Here is a 20,283-nt window from a genome sequence, read left to right on the forward strand (position 1 = left end):
GGTATCGCGTGGCGCCGTCCCGGTTCGGTCTGGGGGTAGAACGTGGTGGCCGGGTTCTGGGTGGCGTCGTCCCGGTTCGGTCTGCGTGCAGGACGTGGTGGCCTGGTTCTGGGTGGTGCCGTCGCGGGTTCGGCAACGGGTGGACTGCGGACACCGTCTCGGTTGGTCACAGGCGGACTGCGGACGCCGTCTCGTGCCGATTCCGGTGGGCGGCGATGGCTGGCCTTGCGCGGCGCCAGTTCGGTTCGGTCTACCAGCGGGCTCCGATGATCTGGTGCTGGCTAATCTGTCCGGTCTTCGTGAACGAGGCGGCCCCGTCGTGCCCTTGCGCGGGCTGGTTCGGCTTCGTGGCAACGTTTCCGCCGCTTCACGCGGCTTCACCGGCAGGCAGGCGCGGGTCTCGCCGCGCCGGTTGATGCCAACGGTTTCGGGAATCGCTGTGATGCGGGGGACCGTTGGCTGATGGCGCCGGCTCGGATCGTCGTTCCTACGGCCCGGTGGCCCGGTGGCCCGGTGGCCCGGTGCCCGGCGGCCCGGTGGTGCGGTGGTGCGGTGGTGCGGTGGCTTGCACGCCGCACGCGCCGCGGACATGAAACCAGCTACCTAGAAAGCCCGTGAGTGCGGTGCCCGAGACCACAGCACCGTTCCGCCTACACCCATGCCACCCCATCCGCAGAGCACGCCCGGAGCGTTGTACCTGCAGAGGCGCACCCGCAGCGTCGCGTGCGCAAGGCCGGGCACGCATTGCCACACCGGCAGCGCCACACCAGCAGCGCCGCACCCACAGCATCGCGACCGGGCCGCGGCGCCGCCGTACAACCGCACCGCGGCGCCCACCCGCAGTCCCGACCAGAGCGGCGCCCGCAGAACCGCCCACGGAACTTCACCAACTCACCCGGCCTGCGCCGGACTGCCCGCACCCACCCGGCCGGCACCGCGCCGATCGCGCCCGCGCCGACCCGCCGGCCCCGCGCCCGCGTCGACCGCGCCGACCCCGCGCCCACGTCGACCGCGCCGAGCGCCGGCCGGCACCGTGCCGATCGCGTCCGGGCCCGCGCCGCCCACGCCGACCCCGCGCCCGTGCCGATCGCGCTCGCACCGACCCGCCAGCCCCGCGCCCGCACCGCCCGCGCCGACCCGCCGGCCCCGCGCCGCCCACGCCGCCCACGCCGACCCCGCGTCCGCGTCGGCCCGTACGCGGATCTGACAGATGTCATGGGGGATCGGTGGTGGTACGGCACTACCTCGGGTACGGCGGGGACGGGACGCTGGTGGGCGTGAGTGGGAGCGGTGACGCCGTCGTACTGCGCGGCGTACGGAAGAGGTATGGCGACGTGACGGCGGTGGCCGGCGTCGACCTGACGATCGCGGCGGGCGAGGTGGTGGCGCTGCTGGGTCCGAACGGGGCCGGCAAGTCGACCACGGTGGACATCATGGTGGGGTTGCGGGCGCCGGACGCGGGCGAGGTGTCGTTGTACGGCATGGCGCCGCGCCGGGCGTTGGACGAGGGCCGGGTCGGCGCCGTACTCCAGGCGGGTGCGTTGCTGCCGAACGCGACGGTGGGGGAGCTGTTGCGGGCGATCGCCGCGTTGCAGCCGCATCCGTTGCCGGTGGCGGAGGTGGCGGCCGCGGCGGGGGTGTCGGAGCTGTTGCGCCGGCGTACGGACAGGTTGTCGGGCGGGCAGCAGCAGCGGGTGCGGTTCGCGTTGGCGCTGGTGGGTGATCCGAGCCTGCTGGTGTTGGACGAGCCGACGGCGGGGCTGGACGTGGCGGCGCGGCGGGACTTCTGGGCCGGGGTGCGGCGGTACGCGGGGCAGGGCCGGACGGTGCTGTTCAGTACGCACTACCTGGAGGAGGCGGACGAGGTCGCGGACCGGATCGTCCTGATCGACCGGGGGAGGGTGGTGGCGGACGGTCCGACGACGGCGATCCGGGCGATGGGGTCGGCGCGGCAGGTGCGGTGCACGTTGCCGGACGCCGACCCGGACGCGTTGCGGGATCTGCCCGGAGTGTCGTCGGTCGAGGTGCACGGCGCGGCGGTCGTACTGCGCAGCAACGATTCGGACGCGACGCTGCGGGCGCTGCTGGCGGCGTACCCGCTGGCTCATGACGTCGAGGTGAACGCGGCGGCGCTGACGGACGCGTTCCTGGAGCTGACCGGCGCGGAGGCGCACTGATGGGTACCTATCTGCTGCTGGAGGTCCGGCGGACGCTGCGCAGCGTGCCGTTCCTGCTGTACACGGTCGGCTTCCCGGTCGGCTTCTACCTGCTGTTCACGCAGGTGTTCGGGGGTGGCGCGAGCAACTGGGCGGCGCAGTACATGGTGTCGATGGCGCTGTACGGGGCGATGGGCGCGGGTCTGACGGGGGTCGGCGCCCGCATCGCCACCGAACGGACCCGGGGCTGGACCCGCACGCTGGCGCTGACGCCGCTGCGCCCCGCCGGGTACCTGGTGATCAAGCTGGCCGCCTCGGTACTGCTGACGCTGCCGGTGATCCTGCTGGTCATGCTGGCCGGCTTCGCCGTCAACGGGGTGCGCCTGCCGGTGTCGACGTGGCTGCTGCTGGTGCCGTTGCTGTGGTTGGCGACCTTGCCGTTCACCGCGCTCGGCATCGCCATCGGGTACTCGGCGCGCGACGAGGTCGCGAACGGGGTGTCGATCGTGCTGCTGTTCGCGCTGTCGATCGGCGGCGGGCTGTGGATGCCGGTGCAGCTGTTCCCGGGCTGGCTGGCGGCGGTGGCGAAGGGCCTCCCGTCGTACCGGGCGGGCGAGCTGGCGTGGCGGGTGCTGGACGGGCACCAGCCGTTCGGGGCGGGTGCGCTGGTGTTCGCCGGGTGGCTGGTGGCGCTGCTGGCGCTGGCCGGGTGGCGTTTCCGCCGGGCGTCCTGACCGGCCGTGACAGGGGTGGGGCACCATTGACCGCGATGACGATCGACCACTTCGACTGGACGCCCCGGCGGCGCCGGCTGGCCACCGTACTGGCCTGCTGCTGGCTGGGCTACCTGGTCCCGGTGATCGTGGCGATGGTGACGGATCCGCCGTCGACGGCGAACCTGGCGCTGGGTGTGCTGGGGCTGGCCGTGTTCGTCCTGCTGTACGTGCGGCTCGTGTCGGTCGGCATGGTCCGCCCGTTCCAGCTGGCCGCGCCGTACGCGCTGGTCGGGTTGGTCGCGGTGAGCCTGCTGCTCACGGTGCCGATCGGCGCGCCCTGGCGCTACGCCTTCCCGTACTACCTGATCGCGACGCTGCCGGGGCACCTGCCGCAGCGCTGGTGGGTGCCGGCGGAGCTGGCCGTGCTGGCCGTCGCGACCGCCGTCGCCGTCTACGAAGGCGACCGGGGCGCGGGACTCGCCGGGTACGTGGCGTCGGTCGGCGCGGTCGGCCTGTTCGTCTCGATGTTCTACTGGATGCTGATCGCGATGGTGCGGCTGCGGCGGGCGCGGGCCGAGCTGGCCCGGCTGGCCGTGGCCGACGAACGGTTGCGCATCTCCCGCGACCTGCACGACGTACTCGGCCAGCGGCTCGCCGCGGTGGCGCTCAAGTCGGACCTGGCGCGCCGCCTGGTACCGGCGGATCCGGAGCGGGCGGCGGCCGAGATGGCCGACGCGGGGCGGATCGCGCGCGAGGCGCTGGACGAGGTACGGGCGACGGTGTCCGGCTTCCGCGACTCGTCGCTGCCCGGTGAGCTGTCGACCGCGCGGTCGCTGCTGGCCGCGGCCGGCGTCGACTGCGTACTGTCCGCGCCGGACGCGGGGGAGCTGCCCGCCCGGACCGCCGACGTCGCCGGCTGGGTGGTCCGTGAGGGCGTCACCAACGTGGTACGGCACGCCCGCGCGGCGACCGCCCGCATCGTCGTCCGTACCGGGGCGACGGTGGTGGTGGAGGTCAGCGACGACGGCCGCGGCACCGGCCCCGACACCGGGTACGGCAACGGCCTGACCGGGCTGCGCGAGCGCGTCACCGCCGCCGGCGGCACGCTGGTCACCGAGCGCGCCGACGGCTGGTACCGGCTGCGCGCCGAACTGCCGGCCGGCACCGGATGATCCGGCTGCTGCTGGCCGAGGACCAGCACCTCGTACGGGGCGCGCTGTCCGCGCTGCTCGGCCTGGAGGCGGACATGACCGTCGTGGCGGAGGCGGCGGACGGCGCGGAGGCGGTGACCGCGGCGGTCGAGTACCGGCCGGACGTGGCGCTGCTCGACATCGAAATGCCCGTACTGACCGGCATCGACGCCACGGCCGAGATCCGTCGCGCCGCCCCGGAGGTACGCGTGCTGATCCTCACCACGTTCGGCCGGCCCGGCTACCTGCGGCGCGCCATGGACGCCGGGGCGCGCGGCTTCGTGGTGAAGGACGCGCCGGCCGCGGACCTGGCCGCCGCCGTACGGCGGGTCGCGGCCGGGGAGATCGTCCTCGACCCGTCGCTCGCCGTGGCCTCCCTCGGCAGCGGTCCGAGCCCTCTCACCGACCGCGAACGCGACGTCCTGCGCGCCGCCGAGGGTGGCGCCTCCGTCGCCGACATCGCCGCCACCCTCGCCCTGTCCGCCGGTACCGTCCGCAACTACCTGTCCAGCGCCATCGGCAAGACCGCCGCCCGCAACCGCACCGAGGCCGCCCGCATCGCCCACCACAACGGCTGGCTCTGACCCCGAACGCGGCGAGCCCCATCGCCGCGGAATCCGCGAGTGCAGTGCGAGCACAGCCGGTGGCAACCGCGAACGACGCCAAGCACCGCCGCGCGGATTCCGCGGTAGTGCGGCGCGGGCACGGCAAGGTGGTGAATCCGGGCGGGTGGCGGCGGCGGGAGGGCGCGGTGGACGCGAGCGCAGCGAAGCGGAATCCGCCCGGTGAAGCCGAATCCCGCGGTCCCAACACGCCGGGAGACGGCACGGCCGGCGGGGGTGCCGGGGGGCGAAGCCCCACCGGCGCGGGTTCCGGGGGCCGCGCCCCCGGAAAGAATCAGTCTCGCACCCACGGTCCGCGCGCTCCGCGGACAGGTGTCGCCCGATGCGAGACCCCGGCCCGTGGGCCGGGGTCTCGCCGGGCAGGTCGCCCGCGGTGGGCGGATCGCCTCCACGGCGGTCGCCTCGGGCGCGCTCGCCGACCCTTTCGGGCGGGGCTGCTACCCCCTGCGGAGATGCGGTACGGAACCGTGAGTGGATCGGCCCGCTCGTCTTCTCCGCCGGTGCCGCAAGCAACCTGCTGACCTTCGACCGTAGACCGGTGGCACGGGTCACACAAGCCGTTCCGGGCGGGAGGCCACGCGGTCCCGCCGTTTCGGGTGTTTTGGGTACGCCGCGGCGGTGTCGTCCGGGCGCTCGGCCGGCCCCGCCGAACTTGTCGGTGGGTCGTCGTACGGTGGTGGCATGACGCTTGAGATCCCCCGGCGTGAGGGCCGCTTCGAGGTCATCAGTGAGTTCGAGCCCTCCGGTGACCAGCCGACCGCGATCGCCGAGTTGGAGCGCCGGGTCTCCTCGGGCGAGCGGCACACGGTGCTGCTCGGCGCGACCGGCACGGGCAAGAGCGCGACGGCGGCGTGGCTGGTCGAGCGGCTGCAGCGGCCGACCCTGGTGATCGCGCCGAACAAGACGCTCTGCGCCCAGTTGGCGAAGGAGCTGGGCGAGCTGATGCCGAACAACGCCGTCGGCTACTTCGTCAGCTACTACGACTACTACCAGCCCGAGGCGTACATCCCGCAGACGGACACGTACATCGAGAAGGACTCGTCGATCAACGAGGAGGTGGACCGGCTGCGGCACGCGGCGACGATGAACCTGCTGACCCGCCGGGACACGATCGTGGTCGCCACCGTCTCGGCGATCTACGGGCTGGGCACGCCGCAGGAGTACATCGAGCGGGCGGTGCGGGTGAAGGTCGGCGCCGACATCGACCGGGACAAGCTGCTGCGCCGGCTGGTCGACGTGCAGTACACGCGGAACGATCTGGCCTTCCAGCGGGGCACGTTCCGGGTCCGCGGGGACACGATCGAGATCATCCCGGCGTACGAGGAGCTCGCGGTGCGCATCGAGCTGTTCGGCGACGAGGTCGAGAAGATGTACTACCTGCATCCGTTGACGGGTGAGGTGATCCGCGAGGCGGACGACCTGATGATCTTCCCGGCGAGTCACTACGTGGCGGGGCCGGAGCGGATGGAGCGGGCGATCCGCGACATCGAGCGGGAGTTGGCGGAGCGGCTGGCCGAGCTGGACCGGCAGGGCAAGCTGCTGGAGGCGCAGCGGCTGCGGATGCGCACGCAGTACGACATCGAGATGATGCGGCAGGTCGGTTTCTGTTCCGGCATCGAGAACTACTCGCTGCACATGGACGGCCGGGAACCGGGCAGCGCCCCGCACACCCTGCTCGACTACTTCCCGGACGACTTCCTGACGATCATCGACGAGTCGCACAACACGATCCCGCAGATCGGCGGCATGTACGAGGGGGACGCGTCGCGCAAGCGGACCCTGATCGAGCACGGGTTCCGGCTGCCGTCGGCGGCGGACAACCGGCCGCTGCGGTTCGACGAGTTCGAGGAGCGGGTCGGTCAGGCGGTGTACATGTCGGCCACGCCGGGTCCGTGGGAGCTGGAGCAGGCGCAGGGCGAGTTCGTGGAGCAGGTGATCCGGCCGACCGGGCTGGTCGACCCGGAGGTGGTGATCCTGCCGACGAAGGGTCAGATCGACGATCTGATGGAGCAGATCAACCAGCGCACCGCGAAGGACGAGCGGGTCCTGGTCACCACGCTGACGAAGAAGATGGCCGAGGACCTGACGGACTACCTGCTGGAGCACGGCATCCGGGTGCGCTACCTGCATTCCGAGGTGGACACGCTGCGCCGGGTGGAGTTGCTGCGCGAGCTGCGCCAGGGGGAGTACGACGTGCTCGTCGGCATCAACCTGCTGCGGGAGGGCCTGGACCTGCCGGAGGTGTCGCTGGTGGCGATCCTCGACGCGGACAAGGAGGGCTTCCTCCGCTCGGGTACGAGTCTGATCCAGACGATCGGGCGTGCCGCGCGTAACGTCTCCGGCCAGGTGATCATGTATGCGGACCAGGTCACGCCGTCGATGGCGCACGCGATCGAGGAGACGAACCGGCGCCGCGCCAAGCAGATCGCGTACAACGAGGAGCGCGGGATCGACCCGCAGCCGCTGCGGAAGAAGATCGGCGACATCCTCGACGACATCTACCGGGAGGCCGACGACGCGGAGGCGTTGGTCGGTGGCGGCGGTCGGCAGCAGTCGCGGGGCAAGGCGCCGGTGCCGGAGACGCGCAGCCGGGCGCGTACGGGGAAGGCGACGGGGGAGCCGGCGCGTGCCGGGATGGCCCGGGCCGAGCTGGCGGACCTGATCCAGAGCCTCAACGACCAGATGCTGGCGGCGGCCCGGGAGCTGCAGTTCGAGCTGGCGGCGCGGATCCGCGACGAGATCTCGGATCTCAAGAAGGAACTGCGCGGCATGGACGCGGCCGGGGTGAAGTGAGGTGTCGCCCGGTCGCGGGGCGCTGCCGTTGCCTCCGGGCGTGGACGACCTGACGCTGCTCGGCGGCGGCCGGATCCTGCCGGAGAACATCCGCCCCTTGCTGGAACTGCTGGCGATGTACGCGGGCAGCGGCTCTGATCCGGACGAGTGGGAGGCCGTCGAGTCGGGGCTGGTCGGCACCGACGACGCGGCCACCACCGGGTGGTACGTGCATGCTCTGCAGGGTGGGGCGGCCCGGCTGGTGGTGGTACTGGCGCGCGTGTCGGACGAGGACGTCGTGGCGGTCCGGGTGTGGGGTGACGAGCAAGCCGGTCTCGGCGAGCGGATCGACACCCTGTTCGACGTCGGCGCGATGTACCGGATGACGCCGCCCTGACGCACCGCCGCGGTGGTCGGTCCAGGCCGGTTCAGTCCAGGTCGGTGAAGTGCTCGATGCGCGGCGGGGCGGCGAAGTACGGGCCGATGTGGCCGCGCCAGGCGGTGAAGCGGTCGGTGGCGCGGAAGTTCTGCTCGTGCGCCTCGACCGAGTCCCATTCGACGAGCAGGACGAAGCGGGACGGGCTTTCCACGCCGCGGGTCATCCGGACCGAGCGGCAGCCGGGCGTCTCCGCGAGCAGCGACCGCGCCTTCCGGTACGCGTCGACGAAGTCGTCCTCGCCACCCGGGGTGACGTCGATGAGTCCCACTTCCCACACCATGTCGGCCAGGATGCCGCACCGGTACGGGGGCCTGCCGGTCGGGGCCTCGTACCGGGGGATGGTCGGTGTGCGGTGGGGCGGAAGGGATCCGGGGGTTGGGACGGTGTCGCGGGGTCGTTCGGGCCGAGACGGGACGTACCGCCGCAGTACGCGGGCGCCGCGCCGCGCGTCGTCCCGCCACACCGCCGTGACCAGCGGATTGCGCTGCGAGTTCGGTCACCCCGGTTGCGCGCATCGGCCACTCAAGGGAGAGAATATGGACGAGGAGGGGAGTACTCCCTACGCGTCGGCTCCGTCAACACGGCGTGCCCCGGCCCAACCGGCCGGTGACACCCCGGGCCCGGCGGCTGTGGCTCCGGCCATGGTGGAGGAGACCTCCGGTAGACAGTCGTATCTACCGGAGGGATTCCCGGCGTGGTGGTACATGGGTGGGTCTGGGCCACAACGATCGTGGTCCTCCTGGCGATCCTGCTGATCGATCTGGCGGTGATCGGACGACGCCCACATGTGCCGTCGATGCGCGAATGCACGCTCTGGGTGGTGCTGTACGTCGGGCTCGCCGGACTGTTCGGCCTCGGTCTCTATCTGCTGTCCGGGCCGAAGCCGGCCACCGAGTTCTTCGCCGGCTGGATCACCGAGTACAGCCTGTCGGTGGACAACCTGTTCGTCTTCGTGATCATCATGTCGCGGTTCGCGGTGCCGCGCCGGTACCAGCAGAAGGTGTTGCTGATCGGCATCGTGCTGGCGCTGGTGATGCGCGGCCTGTTCATCGCCGCGGGCGCCGCGATGATCGAGCGGTTCGCCTGGGTGTTCTACGTCTTCGGCGCGTTCCTGGTGTACACGGCGGTGAAGACCGCGGTGCACAAGGAGGGCGACGAGGCCGACGAGTTCAAGGTGAACCCGCTGGTGCGGTGGGCGCGCCGGAGACTGCCGCTGTCACGGGAGTTCGGCGAGGGGCGCGTGCTGGTCCGGGAGGGCGGGCGGCGGATGGTCACGCCGATGCTGATCGTGATGATCACGATCGGTACGACGGACCTGCTGTTCGCGCTGGACTCGATCCCGGCGATCTTCGGCCTGACGAAGGAGGCGTACCTGGTGTTCGCCGCCAACGTGTTCGCCCTGATGGGCCTGCGCCAGCTCTACTTCCTGCTCGGTGGCCTGATGGAACGCCTGGTGTACCTGAACGTCGGGCTCGGCGTGATCCTCGGGTTCATCGGCGTGAAGCTGATCCTGGAGGCCATGCACGAGAACGAGCTGCCGTTCGTCAACGGCGGGCAGCCGATCACGTGGGCGCCGCACGTACCGATCTGGCTGTCGTTGTCGGTGATCGTGGCGGCGTTGGCGGTGACCACCGCGGCGAGCCTGGTGAAGACGAGCGTCCAGGCCCGCCGCGCGGCACACGCGGAACGGTGACGGTCAGCTCAACGTACGGCGGGCGCCGGTGAGGGTGGCGGTCCGGTCGTCGGTCATCGGCTCGTTGACGACGCGGCCGGCGGCGTCCTGACCGGAGGCGTGCAGCATCTGGCGCGGCTCGTCGGCCGTGGTGGCCGCGGCGACGATGCCGACGTGGTGTGGGGCGCGGCCGGCGCGGGCGAAGAAGTACAGGTCGCCGGGCTGCTCGGTACCGGCCTCGACGGCCTCGCCGACGAGCGCCTGGTCGTCGGCGTCGCGCGGCACCTTCACGCCGAGTCGCCGGTGCGCCAGGTGCACCAGCCCCGAGCAGTCGATCCCGTACGCGGACAGGCCACCCCACACGTACGGCACGTCGATGAGCCGTTCGGCGACGGCGAGCAGGTCCTTGGCGGACGGCGCGGACGTCGGGGCGGGCGCGACGTCGGCCTCGCGTACCCAGAGGGCGGTGTCGTGGGCGGGCGCGGAGACCGGCAGCCAGCCGCGGTCGGAACGGCCGGTCGCGGTCAGGCTGGTGCCGATGACGACGCCGGGCAGCACGACGTCACCGTTCGGCTCGTCGCACAGGGCGGTGGCGGTCGCGTCGACGACGATCTGCCGGCCGCGGGCCGGGGCGTCGGGCACGGCGAGGTGCGCCAGCCGGACGACGCCCGGGTAGCCGCGCTCGTCCTTGCCGGACGGCTGCTCGACGGCGACGACGCGCGCCCAGTCGCCGTCCACCTGCTCGACCAGGACCCGCTCGCCGAGCAGTAGCTGGGTCTCCGTGCGACCGTCGAGGTCGAGCAGCTGCTGCTTGCTCATCGCGCTCACCCAGCGCCGCACGTCGGGCAGGTCGGCGACGGCCGGCCGGTCCACCGCGCGGACCGCGTCGGGCCCGGTCCACACGGTCGCCACCGGTACGGCGACGATCGCTTCCTGCCCGGCCGCCGGTGCGGTCCGCTGCGCGGATGTTGTCCTTCTGGTGGTCACGACTTCTCCCTGCCCCCTCACGGATGCGCCGGTACGACCCGACCTCGGCGGTCGCGGCGAGCGGTGACCCGGACCGTGCCGGCTGGCAGGCGCGAGACGGCTCGCGGCGCACCGCTTCCGGACTTGCCGGTGTCCCACCCCGCGGTACCTGTGACCTCCGAGAATACGGAACCCGCCCGGTTCGTGCCGCACCGGGCCGGTTGGGCGTGCGTCACGGTTCGGCGACTGTCAGCGCATCGATGCCCAGACCGGGCGCATCGGGCAGCCGTACGGTGGGCCCCTCGTACGTGATGCCGCCGGTCACGGGGGCCGATGTGAGCCACCACGCGGCGTCGAGGTCGCTGACCGCGCTCGTGCCGTACGCGGCGACGAGGCTGGCGGCCGCGCCGACGCCGATGTGCGTCTCCATCATCGAACCGACCATGGTGCCCATGCCGGCCGCCTCCGCCAGGTCCAGCAGCGTGCGGGCCGGTCCGAGGCCGGCGGACTTGGCGAGCTTGACGTTCACCATGTCGGCGGCCCGCCGCTCGATCACCGCGAGCAGCTCGCGGATGCCGTACACGGCCTCGTCGGCGAGGGTGAGGGTGTCCACGTGTGCGGTGACGTGCGCGAGACCGGCCACGTCGTGCCCGTCGACGGGCTGCTCGACCAGCTCGACGTCGGTGCCGGCGTCCTCCATCGCCCGGATCGCCCGTACTGCCTGGCGTGGCGTCCAGCCCTGGTTGGCGTCCAGCCGGATCCGTACGCCGGGGCCGACGGCGGCGCGGATCGCGCGCACCCGGGCCACGTCGCCGACCGCGTCCGTACCGACCTTGATCTTGAGTACGTCGAAGCCCTCGGCGACGCGGGCCGCCGCGGTGGCCGCGAGTTCGTCCGGCTCGGCGACCGACAGCGTCACGTCGGTACGCGCGGTCGTGGCCGACCCGCCGAGGAACTGTGCCAGCGGTACGCCGAGGCGGCGGGCGGCGAGGTCGTGCAGCGCGACGTCCACCGCGCCCTTCGCGCCGTGGTTGCCGACCACCGCGCCCCGCACCGTACGCAGCAGGTCGTGGAGGTCGTCCGGGTCGCGGCCGAGCACCGCGTCGCGCAGCGGGCCGTCGATGCAGGCGCGGGCGCCGGCCAGCGACTCGCCGGTCACCCGCCAGACCTGCGGGGCCTCGCCGTAGCCGCGGTGGCCGTGCTCGTCGGTCACCACGACCACCACCGTGTCGGTGGTCGTGGTGCGCCGCAGCGCGGTCACGAACGGCGTGTGCAGGGGGGCACTGACCAGGTGGGTCGTCACATCCAGGATCGGCACACGCGGCAGCGTACCGGTTCCGTAGTGTGGGCGCCGACGAGCGAGGGGAGCGGCGCATGGGGCGCGGGTTGGGCTTGTCCGGGGCGACCAACGCCCGCGACATCGGCGGGTACGCCACGGCGCGGGGCCCGGTCCGCACCGGCCGGGTGTACCGGTCGGACGCGTTGGCGAAGCTGACCGACGACGATCTCGCCGCGCTGGCCGGCGCCGGCGTCACCACCGTGGTCGACCTGCGCGGGCAGAGCGAGGTGGACCAGCTCGGCGCGGACCGGCTGCCGCCCGGCGTCACCGCGGTGCACCTGCCGATCCTCGACGCCACGACCGACCTGTACCGGCTGCTCGGCGAGCTGATCGGCAGCCGGGACGCGGTCCGGCAGCGCGCGGAGCTGGCCGACGGCGGCGGCGAGCGGTTCATGACCGACATGTACCGCTGGTTCGTGTCGGACGAGGGTGCGCGGGACCGGTTCGGTGCGTTGCTGCGGCGCATCGCCGACGCGGGCGGCACGCCGCTGCTGTACCACTGCACCGCCGGCAAGGACCGTACCGGCTGGACCACGGCGGTGCTGTTGACGCTGCTCGGCGTCGACCGCGACACCGTGTACGAGGACTATCTGGCGTCGAACCCGATCGTGCGGGAGGCCGCCGCGACGATGCTGGCGGGGCTGCGCGGGGCGCGGGTGATGGCCGAGCCGGAGCTGCTGCAGCCGCTGCTGGACGTGCGCCCGGAGTACCTGGCGGCGGCGTTCGACGAGGTGGACCGGCGGTTCGGCACGTTCGACGGGTTCGTGGCGGACGGGCTGGGACTGGACGCGGGAGTACGGGCGGCGCTCGCGGATGCGTTGCTGGACGGGCACTGACCGCGGAAACGGTGTGGTTGAGCCGGATCAGCCGCCGCCCGTTGCCGGCCGCGGATCGTGAGCGAGCAGCTCACCGACCTCGGCCACCCGCCCGCGGGCCGGGCTGGTCGCCGCGGCGGGCTGGCTTCGCTGGGCTGCCGTGGCGGGCGCGATCCGGCTCGTGGCAGGCGTTCCCGCGACGCTCGGTGCGGTCGTGCTCGGCGCTGCCAGTACCGGCGGCGCACCGGCTGACGGCACGTGCGCGGGACCGGCGCGGCGTCAGGCGATGGCGTGCCGGTCGGCCCACGCGGCGGCGGACACGTCGGCGACCAGCCGGCAGGCGGCGTCGTCGCCGAGGTCGGTGGTGGTGCACACCGCCACCGCGTACGCCGGGGCGTCGTCGGGCAGCACCACCCCGGCGCCGTGCCGGATGCCGTCGACCCAGCCGTTCTTGTGGGCGATCCGGGTGCCCGGCGGCAGACCCGCGGCCAGGTCCTCGGTGCACTCCTGGGCGAGCAGGATCTCCATCATCGCCGCGCACGACGCGGGCGACGCGATCCGGTGGTCGGCGATCGAGGCGAGCAGCCGGGCCAGGTCGGCCGCGGTGACCCGGTTGGTACGGCCGGCGTGCTCGGCCGCGCCGTCCTCGATGCCGCGGCCCACGACCATCACCGCGGCGCCGGCGTCGGCGAGCGTGTGCGCGACCGCGGGCGTACCGATGCGTTCGAGGACGAGGTTGGTGGCCAGGTTGGAGGAGCGCACGATCATGCGGCGCAGCAACCATTCCAGCGGCGCGGTGCGCCCCAGCCGGGCCCACACCTCGTCGTCGTTGTCGTACGAGTGGCGCATGGCGAAACGCCCGCCGTCCGGCGCCGCCGAGCCGAACTCGTCGTGCACCGCCAGCTCCTCGGCCAGGTCCACCGCGTCCGCGTCCGCCAACCGGTACGCCGTGGCCAGCAGCGCCGCCTTCATCGTGCTCGCCGCGTAGTGCGGGGCGTCCGGCAGCCGGGTGTACGCCGGCGGCCCGGACAGCGGCCCCACGTACACCGAGACGGTGCCGGGGGCGGCGGCGAGCACGGGGTCCAGGGCGGCCAGGTGCGGGAGCGTCATGCCCGCACCCTACGTGGTCGGCGGCCGCCGGGCCCCGCGCGCGTCACCGCCGCCCGGGGCCGACCACGACTCAGGAACGGTTCGCGCGCCCGCGGGCCCGGCCGCGCTCCTGCGCCGACAGCACCACCTTGCGCAGCCGCACCGTGTCCGGCGTGACCTCGACGCACTCGTCGCCGCGGCAGAACTCCAGCGCCTGCTCCAGCGACAGCTTGCGCGGCGGTACCAGCCGCTCCAGCTCGTCGCCGGTGGAGGAGCGCATGTTGGTGAGCTTCTTCTCCTTGGTGATGTTGACGTCCATGTCGTCGGCGCGGGAGTTCTCCCCGACGATCATGCCTTCGTACACCTCGGTGCCGGGCTCGACGAACAGCGTGCCGCGCTCCTGCAGGTTGTGCATGGCGAACGCCACCGCGACGCCCGCCCGGTCGGCGATCAGCGACCCCGTGTTCCGGGTACGCAGCTCGCCGAACCACGGCTCGTACGACTCGAAGACGTGGTGCGCGATGCCGGTGCCGCGGGTCTCGGTGAGGAACTCGGTGCGGAAGCCGATCAGGCCGCGGGACGGCACGATCCACTCCATCCGGACCCAGCCGGTGCCGTGGTTGACCAGGTTCTCCATCCGGCCCTTGCGCAGGTTGAGCAGCTGCGTGACCGTCCCCAGGTACTCCTCCGGCGCGTCCACGGTCAGCCGCTCGGTCGGCTCGTGGATCTTGCCGTCGACGGTCTGGGTGACCACCTGCGGCTTGCCGACGGTCAGCTCGTAGCCCTCCCGGCGCATGATCTCGACCAGGATGGCCAGCGCCAGCTCGCCGCGGCCCTGCACCTCCCAGGCGTCCGGCCGCTCGGTCGGCAGCACCCGCAGCGACACGTTGCCGACGAGTTCGCGGTCGAGCCGGTCCTTGACCAGCCGGGCGGTGACCTTGGAACCCTTGACCCGGCCCACCAGCGGCGAGTTGTTGGTACCGATGACCATCGAGATGGCCGGCTCGTCCACCGTGATCAGCGGCAGCGGCTTCGGGTTCTCCGGGTCGGCCAGCGTGTCGCCGATCATGATGTCGGCGATGCCGGCGATCGCGATGATGTCGCCCTGCCGGGCCGACTCGGCCGGCTTGCGCTCCAACGCCTCGGTCATCAGCAGCTCGGAGATGCGGACCCGTTCGACCGTGCCGTCGTGCCGGCACCAGGCGACCGTCTCGCCCTTGCGGATCGTGCCCTCGTGTACCCGGCACAGCGCGATGCGGCCGAGGAACGGCGACGCGTCCAGGTTCGTCACGTGTGCCTGCAGCGGCGCGCCCTCCGTGTACGAGGGGGCCGGGATGGTCTCCAGGATGGTGCGGAACAGCGGTTCGAGGTTGGGCGAGTCGGGCTGGCCGCCGTCCTCGGGGCGCTCCAGGCTCGCCCGGCCGGACCGGGCCGACGCGTACACGACGGGGAAGTCGATCTGCTCGTCGGTCGCGTCCAGGTCGAAGAACAGCTCGTACGTCGCGTCGAGGACCTCGGCGATCCGGGCGTCCGAGCGGTCCACCTTGTTGATCACGAGTACGACGGGAAGCTTGGCGGTGAGCGCCTTGCGCAGCACGAACCGGGTCTGCGGGAGCGGGCCCTCGGACGCGTCCACCAGCAGCACCACACCGTCCACCATGGACAGTCCGCGCTCCACCTCGCCGCCGAAGTCGGCGTGCCCCGGGGTGTCCACGATGTTGATCGTGGTGGGGTCGCCGCCGTCGGCCGGCGTGTAGTGGATCGCCGTGTTCTTGGCGAGGATCGTGATGCCCTTTTCGCGTTCGAGGTCCATCGAGTCCATGACCCGGTCCTCGGCCTCGTGGGCGGACAGGTGCGCGCCGAACGCGCCGGACTGTCGAAGCATGGCGTCGACGAGAGTGGTCTTGCCATGGTCGACGTGCGCGATGATCGCGACATTGCGGAGGTCGGTGCGTACTGCCATGCCACCATCCTCCCGTGCCCGCCGGCGGCACCGTGCGGCGGGGACCGGATATGAGACCGGCCTCCCGCTCGATTCATCCCGTCGGGTTCGGTTTGGCCAGATAAACCAGCTCGACGCCGGTCGGCCCGGGCGCCCGGTGGGTCTCCGCGTACCCGAGGCGCCGGTACAGGTCGAGGTTGCGGTCGCTGGCGTGCCCGGTGAACAGGACGTACCGGGCGGCGTCGGGCTCGGCCGCCTCGGCCGCGGTCAGCAGCCGGGTACCGAGTCCGCCGCCCTGCCGGTCCGGCGCGACGGCGAGGCGTCCGATCTCGGCGTCCGCGCCGACCCGCCGGACCCGGACCGTGCCCACGATCCGGCCGCCGTCGCGCGCCACGAGCACCCCGCCGGCCTCGATCGCGGCGCCCACGCCCGCGGCGTCCTCGACGATCGGCGGGATGGCCACCCCGTACCGCAGGGCCTCCCGGACGTACGCGGCGTGCTGGACGGTCAGCAGCTCACCCGCGTCCGCTGGCCGCGCCGGACCGACGACGACACCCGGCGGCAACGGCCGGCGGAACACCACCCGGTCCGCGCCCGGCCCCGAGTAGTCGGCGACCGTGTCGGCCGCGAACCCCAGCCGCCGGTGGAACGCCACCGAGTCGGCGTTGCCCGGCGTCGTGATCGCCTTCAGCCCCGTCGCCCCGCGCCCGGCCGCCAGCTCCGCGAACCGGTCGTACAGCGCCCGGGCGACGCCGGCACCGCGCGCGTCGTCGCGTACCGCGACCAGATGCACGTACCCGTCGCCGGTCGGGGCCACGAAACCCAGCAGGTACCCCACGACACCGCCAGCGCGGGCGGCCAGCGCGGTGCCACCGAACTCGTGCACGTACGTCGGGTGGTGCAGCGAGCGCATGTCCCGGTCACCCCAGTACCGGTGCTGCTCCGCCAGTACGGTCCGCAGGTCCGCCGGGGTCAGGTGGTCGATCGACACGTTCACGTCCGCGACGGTAGGCCGCCCACCGGTACCGCCCGCCGCCCGGGTCGTACCGTCCCACTCACGCCCGCCCGGTCCGCATCCCCGACACCACCGTGGCTCCGTCCGGGATCGGCTCAGTGCCAGGAGAACGCGGCGGCGTGGACGCGCCGGATCGGCTCAGCGGCAGCAGTCCCGGTTGCGTCAGGCCCGGCACGTGCTCGCGGCGGCGCAGAGCTGGCGGCCGAGCGAAGGCGCGGGATCGGCTCGGCGGAAGGATCCGCGGTGGCGCCGGAACGCCGGACCGGGACGGCGGCGGAGGACGCGGGCGACGGCGTACGGATCTCGGTGTCGACACCGCTGGCCGGCGTCTCGCCGTGCGGGTTCGACAGGGCCATCGAGGGGCGAGATCGGCTCAGCGGTGGGGAATGCGGGTCCGTGGTCCGCGGATGTCGGTGGTGCCGGGCCGGCCCGGATCGTACGTGGACGCGGCGCATACGCAGGCACGACGACCGGGCCGCCGTACCGTCGGTCCGGCTGCGCGCTCGGGTCTTCCATCGGCTCGACCGCGCGGAACGTGGCACGTGACGCCGGCGCGGAACCGGCCTGGTGGACCGTGGATCGCCGCGGCGTGCGCGCGGTTTCGACCCGGTGGCGGGGGAGCGGGCGTCGCGGGATCGGCTCTGTTGAGCGGAACGCGGGGGTCAGGGGCAGGCGGCGGGGCGGGTGGTGGCGGCGGGATCGACGCGTAGCAGGGCGATCCGGCCGGGTCCGCAGGCGACGAGCCGGGCCCCCGGGTACGGCCAGACCGGGGTGTGTGCGGTGGGTCGCCAGAGGATCCAGCGGACGCGGTAGCGGGCGAGTAGCGCGCCGCGTTCGGTGGGTGTGGCGGGTGCCCAGCCGAGAATCCGGTCCTCGTCGCTCGCCCGCCGAGCCTCGTCCGGTACGCCCGGCGACGGCCACTGCGTCCGTACCGAGCGCAGCCCGTACGTGGGGAGTTCGCGGCGGGTCTGCCAGTTGTTGGCGACCGCGACGTCGCCGTCGGGGACGTACCGGGCGATCCAGCCCAGCCGCGGGTACGGCAGCTGCGAGTCGGTGGCGGTCTCGGCGCGGGCGCGCAGCGCGGTGCCGGGCAGCGCGCGCGCGATGGCCCAGGCGTTCGCGTCGGCGCCGACGACGAGGGCGAGTGCGGTCAGCGCGGCGAGCAGGACGGCGCCGGCGCGCCGTGCGCCGGTCAGTACGCGGCGGGTGTCCCAGCAGCCGGCGAGCAGGACGGCGAGTGCGGCCTGGCCGGGCAGCGCGATCCCGGGGCCGAGCCGGGCGAGCGACCAGGTGTGGGTGAGGCCGCCGGCGAGGACACCGACGGCGCAGGCGGCGGCGGTCCAGAACAGCGGGTCGCGCCGGTCCCGTACGAGGCGGAGCACCAGCGCCGGCACGATCAGCGGCAGCAGCGCGTACTTGGCAAGTACGCCCTGGTAGAGCATGTGGTGGATGGCGTCGAAGCCGGCCTGGTCGCCGAGCATGGCGCGCAGGCTGATCCACGGCCAGGCCAGCGCCGCGAGCCCGGAGAGTACGGCGGCCACGGCGACCTCGGCGACCGGGCGCGGATGCCGGCGTACCCGGAACGCCAGGGTGATCGCCACGGACAGCGCGGCGATGGCGGCGGTGAACGGGTGCACCAGCAGCGTCAGCCCGGGCAGTACGGCGAAGACCGCGATGCGGTGGGCGCGGCGCACCGCGTCGATCCGCAGCGCGGTACGCCACAGCTCGAACCAGCACGCGCCGGCGAACACGCTCGGCCACCCGAACCCGAGGCTGAGCGAGCCGAGCATCGGGAACCCGGACCAGAACCACGTCCCGGTACCCCACAGCAGCAGCATCAGCGCCAGCGCGAGCACCGGCGCCCAGCGCGCCGCGCTCACCGCGCGGACGAACCGGTACCAGGTGGTCAGCAGGAGCGCGGTGCCGAGCAGGCCGCCGATCGTGAGGACCACCCAGACCGACGCGCCGGTCAGCCGCATCGCCCAGCCGAGCACCATCGCCCAGGGCGAGAAGTACGCGAAGGGGGCGTGCTCGCCGGTGAGCGGTTCGAGCGGGTGCAGCGGGTGGCGGGCGGCCTCGGCGACGGTCGCGGCGTGGATCCACGAGTCGGACACCCACTCGCCGTGCGGGGCGGTCAGCGCGAGCAGCGCCAGCAGCAGCGCGCCGAGCACCGCGTACGTGACAGCGGGGAGGCGGCCGGGCCGGGCTGCGGTCGCGCGGGCCCCGCGCGCCTCGGTGAGTGGGACCGACGTCACGCCCCGAACCCTAGCGGCGTGCCCGCGACCGGTCCGGTACGGGGTGGGCCGCACATCCGGAGGCCGTTTGTCAAATCTTGAAGTGTTTTCCGGTGAACGCGATACTTGGCGTGGCTCGTGAGTTTTAGGTCATTTCATGATCTTTCTCGGCGGGTCCTCGCGACCCCTCCGCGAGCCGATCCCCTCCACGCCCCCGACCCCAGGAGGCCCCCAGTGAGTCACTCCGTCCCCCGTACGCTGCGTCGGGCCGGTGTCGCCGTCGCGGCACTCGCCGCCGGCGCGCTGCTCGTCGCCGCGCCCGCACAGTCCGCCCCGTCGGTGCCCGCGTCGGCCCAGCCGGCGCTCGCCGACACCCTCGTGCACCGGCTCGGCGACGCCACCGCCGGCAGCTACCTCGACGGTGGCCGCACGGTCGTCACCGTCACGACCGAGAGCGCCGCGGCCGCCGTCCGGTCCGCCGGCCTCACCCCCAGATCCGTCCGGTACGGCGCGGCCGAGCTGCGTACCGTCACCGCCGCGCTGGACGACTCGGCGCGCATCCCGGGCACCGCGTGGTCGGTGGACCCGCGTACCGACCGGGTCGTCGTCACCGCGGACCGTACGGTGACCGGCGCGGCGCTCACCCGGCTGCGCACCGTCGCCGGGCGGTACGGCACGGCCGTGACCGTGCAGCGCACCGCGGGCGTGCTGAGTACCCGGATCGCCGGCGGCGACGCCATCTACGGCGGGCAGTACCGGTGCTCGTTGGGCTTCAACGTGCGCAACAGCGCCGGCACGCACTACTTCCTGACCGCCGGGCACTGCGGCAACATCGCCAGTTCCTGGTACTCGAACTCGGGGCACACGACGTTGCTCGGCACCACCCGGGCGAGCACGTTCCCCGGCCACGACTACGCGATCGTCACGTACAGCTCGACCTACACCAACTACTCGGGCACCGTCGACCTGTACAGCGGGTCGCAGGACATCACGTCGTCCGGCAACGCGACGGTCGGCGAGTCCGTACGCCGCAGCGGCAGCACCACGCACGTGCACTCCGGTACCGTCACCGGCCTCAACGCGACCGTCAACTACGCCGAGGGCACCGTCACCGGCATGATCAAGACGAACGTGTGCGCCGAGGGCGGCGACAGCGGCGGCGCGCTGTTCGACGGGTCGAAGGCGCTCGGCCTGACCTCCGGCGGCAGCGGTGACTGCACCAGCGGCGGCACCACGTACTTCCAGCCCGTCACGGCGGCGCTCAGCGCGTACGGCGTGAGCGTCTACTAGCGGATGCGCGACGGCCCGGCGCGGG

16 protein-coding genes are annotated in these 20,283 nt (G+C 73.1%); 9 read left to right on the plus strand and 7 right to left on the minus strand.

Annotated elements, in window-relative coordinates; genetic code table 11:
- Nucleotides 1-1,277: 1,277 nt before the first annotated feature.
- The 6 genes from Aru02nite_RS01280 to Aru02nite_RS01305 all read left to right on the plus strand — a co-directional run bounded on the left by Aru02nite_RS01280 (nt 1,278) and on the right by Aru02nite_RS01305 (nt 7,854).
- Entirely contained in the window at nt 1,278-2,177 is a 900-nt protein-coding gene (locus Aru02nite_RS01280; RefSeq protein WP_203654166.1) for an ABC transporter ATP-binding protein, read from the plus strand.
- Nucleotides 2,177-2,890: an ABC transporter permease gene (locus Aru02nite_RS01285; RefSeq protein WP_203654167.1), complete on the plus strand. Its 714-nt coding sequence runs from the start codon at nt 2,177-2,179 to the stop codon at nt 2,888-2,890. The genes Aru02nite_RS01280 and Aru02nite_RS01285 overlap by 1 nt, the downstream gene beginning before the upstream one ends.
- Nucleotides 2,891-2,925: 35 nt before the next feature.
- Nucleotides 2,926-4,044, plus strand: coding sequence for a sensor histidine kinase (locus tag Aru02nite_RS01290; RefSeq protein WP_203654168.1), 1,119 nt, complete (start codon nt 2,926-2,928; stop codon nt 4,042-4,044).
- Nucleotides 4,041-4,646, plus strand: coding sequence for a response regulator transcription factor (locus Aru02nite_RS01295; RefSeq protein WP_203654170.1), 606 nt, complete (start codon nt 4,041-4,043; stop codon nt 4,644-4,646). The genes Aru02nite_RS01290 and Aru02nite_RS01295 overlap by 4 nt, the downstream gene beginning before the upstream one ends.
- A 720-nt stretch (nt 4,647-5,366) precedes the next feature.
- On the plus strand, nt 5,367-7,478 hold the full coding sequence (gene uvrB, locus Aru02nite_RS01300; protein WP_203654172.1) for an excinuclease ABC subunit UvrB: 2,112 nt from the start codon (nt 5,367-5,369) through the stop codon (nt 7,476-7,478).
- A 40-nt stretch (nt 7,479-7,518) separates the two neighbouring features.
- Entirely contained in the window at nt 7,519-7,854 is a 336-nt protein-coding gene (locus Aru02nite_RS01305; protein WP_203654174.1) for a hypothetical protein, read from the plus strand.
- 31 nt (nt 7,855-7,885) lie between these two features.
- Here Aru02nite_RS01305 and Aru02nite_RS01310 read toward each other — a convergent pair whose 3' ends face one another.
- On the minus strand, nt 7,886-8,176 hold the full coding sequence (locus Aru02nite_RS01310) for an antibiotic biosynthesis monooxygenase family protein (protein ID WP_203654176.1): 291 nt from the start codon (nt 8,174-8,176) through the stop codon (nt 7,886-7,888).
- 414 nt (nt 8,177-8,590) lie between these two features.
- On the opposite strand from Aru02nite_RS01310, the gene Aru02nite_RS01315 reads away from it, so the two are divergent.
- Nucleotides 8,591-9,589, plus strand: coding sequence for a TerC/Alx family metal homeostasis membrane protein (locus Aru02nite_RS01315; RefSeq protein WP_203654179.1), 999 nt, complete (start codon nt 8,591-8,593; stop codon nt 9,587-9,589).
- 3 nt (nt 9,590-9,592) lie between these two features.
- Here the strand turns inward: Aru02nite_RS01315 and Aru02nite_RS01320 are convergent, their stop codons facing one another.
- Nucleotides 9,593-10,555 carry a C40 family peptidase gene (locus Aru02nite_RS01320; protein WP_203654181.1) on the minus strand — a complete coding sequence of 321 codons (963 nt, stop codon included), beginning with the start codon at nt 10,553-10,555 and terminating at the stop codon, nt 9,593-9,595.
- A gap of 211 nt (nt 10,556-10,766) precedes the next feature.
- Nucleotides 10,767-11,852, minus strand: a complete 1,086-nt coding sequence (locus tag Aru02nite_RS01325) for a mandelate racemase/muconate lactonizing enzyme family protein (protein WP_203654183.1) — start codon at nt 11,850-11,852, stop codon at nt 10,767-10,769.
- Nucleotides 11,853-11,908: 56 nt separating this feature from the next.
- Here Aru02nite_RS01325 and Aru02nite_RS01330 point away from each other — a divergent pair, with 56 nt between their 5' ends.
- On the plus strand, nt 11,909-12,709 hold the full coding sequence (locus Aru02nite_RS01330; protein WP_203654185.1) for a tyrosine-protein phosphatase: 801 nt from the start codon (nt 11,909-11,911) through the stop codon (nt 12,707-12,709).
- Nucleotides 12,710-12,967: 258 nt separating this feature from the next.
- On the opposite strand, the gene Aru02nite_RS01335 is transcribed toward Aru02nite_RS01330, so the two are convergent.
- From Aru02nite_RS01335 to Aru02nite_RS01350, 4 genes are all read right to left on the minus strand, one after another.
- On the minus strand, nt 12,968-13,798 hold the full coding sequence (locus tag Aru02nite_RS01335) for a serine hydrolase (protein ID WP_203654186.1): 831 nt from the start codon (nt 13,796-13,798) through the stop codon (nt 12,968-12,970).
- A 70-nt stretch (nt 13,799-13,868) separates the two neighbouring features.
- Nucleotides 13,869-15,740, minus strand: coding sequence for a translational GTPase TypA (gene typA, locus Aru02nite_RS01340; protein ID WP_203654188.1), 1,872 nt, complete (start codon nt 15,738-15,740; stop codon nt 13,869-13,871).
- Between the two features lie 73 nt (nt 15,741-15,813).
- Nucleotides 15,814-16,716: a GNAT family N-acetyltransferase gene (locus Aru02nite_RS01345; RefSeq protein WP_239076266.1), complete on the minus strand. Its 903-nt coding sequence runs from the start codon at nt 16,714-16,716 to the stop codon at nt 15,814-15,816.
- Between the two features lie 680 nt (nt 16,717-17,396).
- The gene (locus Aru02nite_RS01350) at nt 17,397-18,989 is read right to left on the minus strand and encodes a hypothetical protein (protein ID WP_203654190.1); all 1,593 of its coding nucleotides are present in this window, start codon (nt 18,987-18,989) and stop codon (nt 17,397-17,399) included.
- 213 nt (nt 18,990-19,202) lie between these two features.
- Between Aru02nite_RS01350 and Aru02nite_RS01355 the strand changes: the two genes are divergently transcribed.
- Entirely contained in the window at nt 19,203-20,258 is a 1,056-nt protein-coding gene (locus Aru02nite_RS01355; RefSeq protein ID WP_203654192.1) for a S1 family peptidase, read from the plus strand.
- Nucleotides 20,259-20,283: the final 25 nt, after the last annotated feature.

Origin of the sequence: Actinocatenispora rupis, assembly GCF_016861975.1 — a bacterium.
In the GTDB taxonomy this organism is placed as follows: domain Bacteria; phylum Actinomycetota; class Actinomycetes; order Mycobacteriales; family Micromonosporaceae; genus Actinocatenispora; species Actinocatenispora rupis.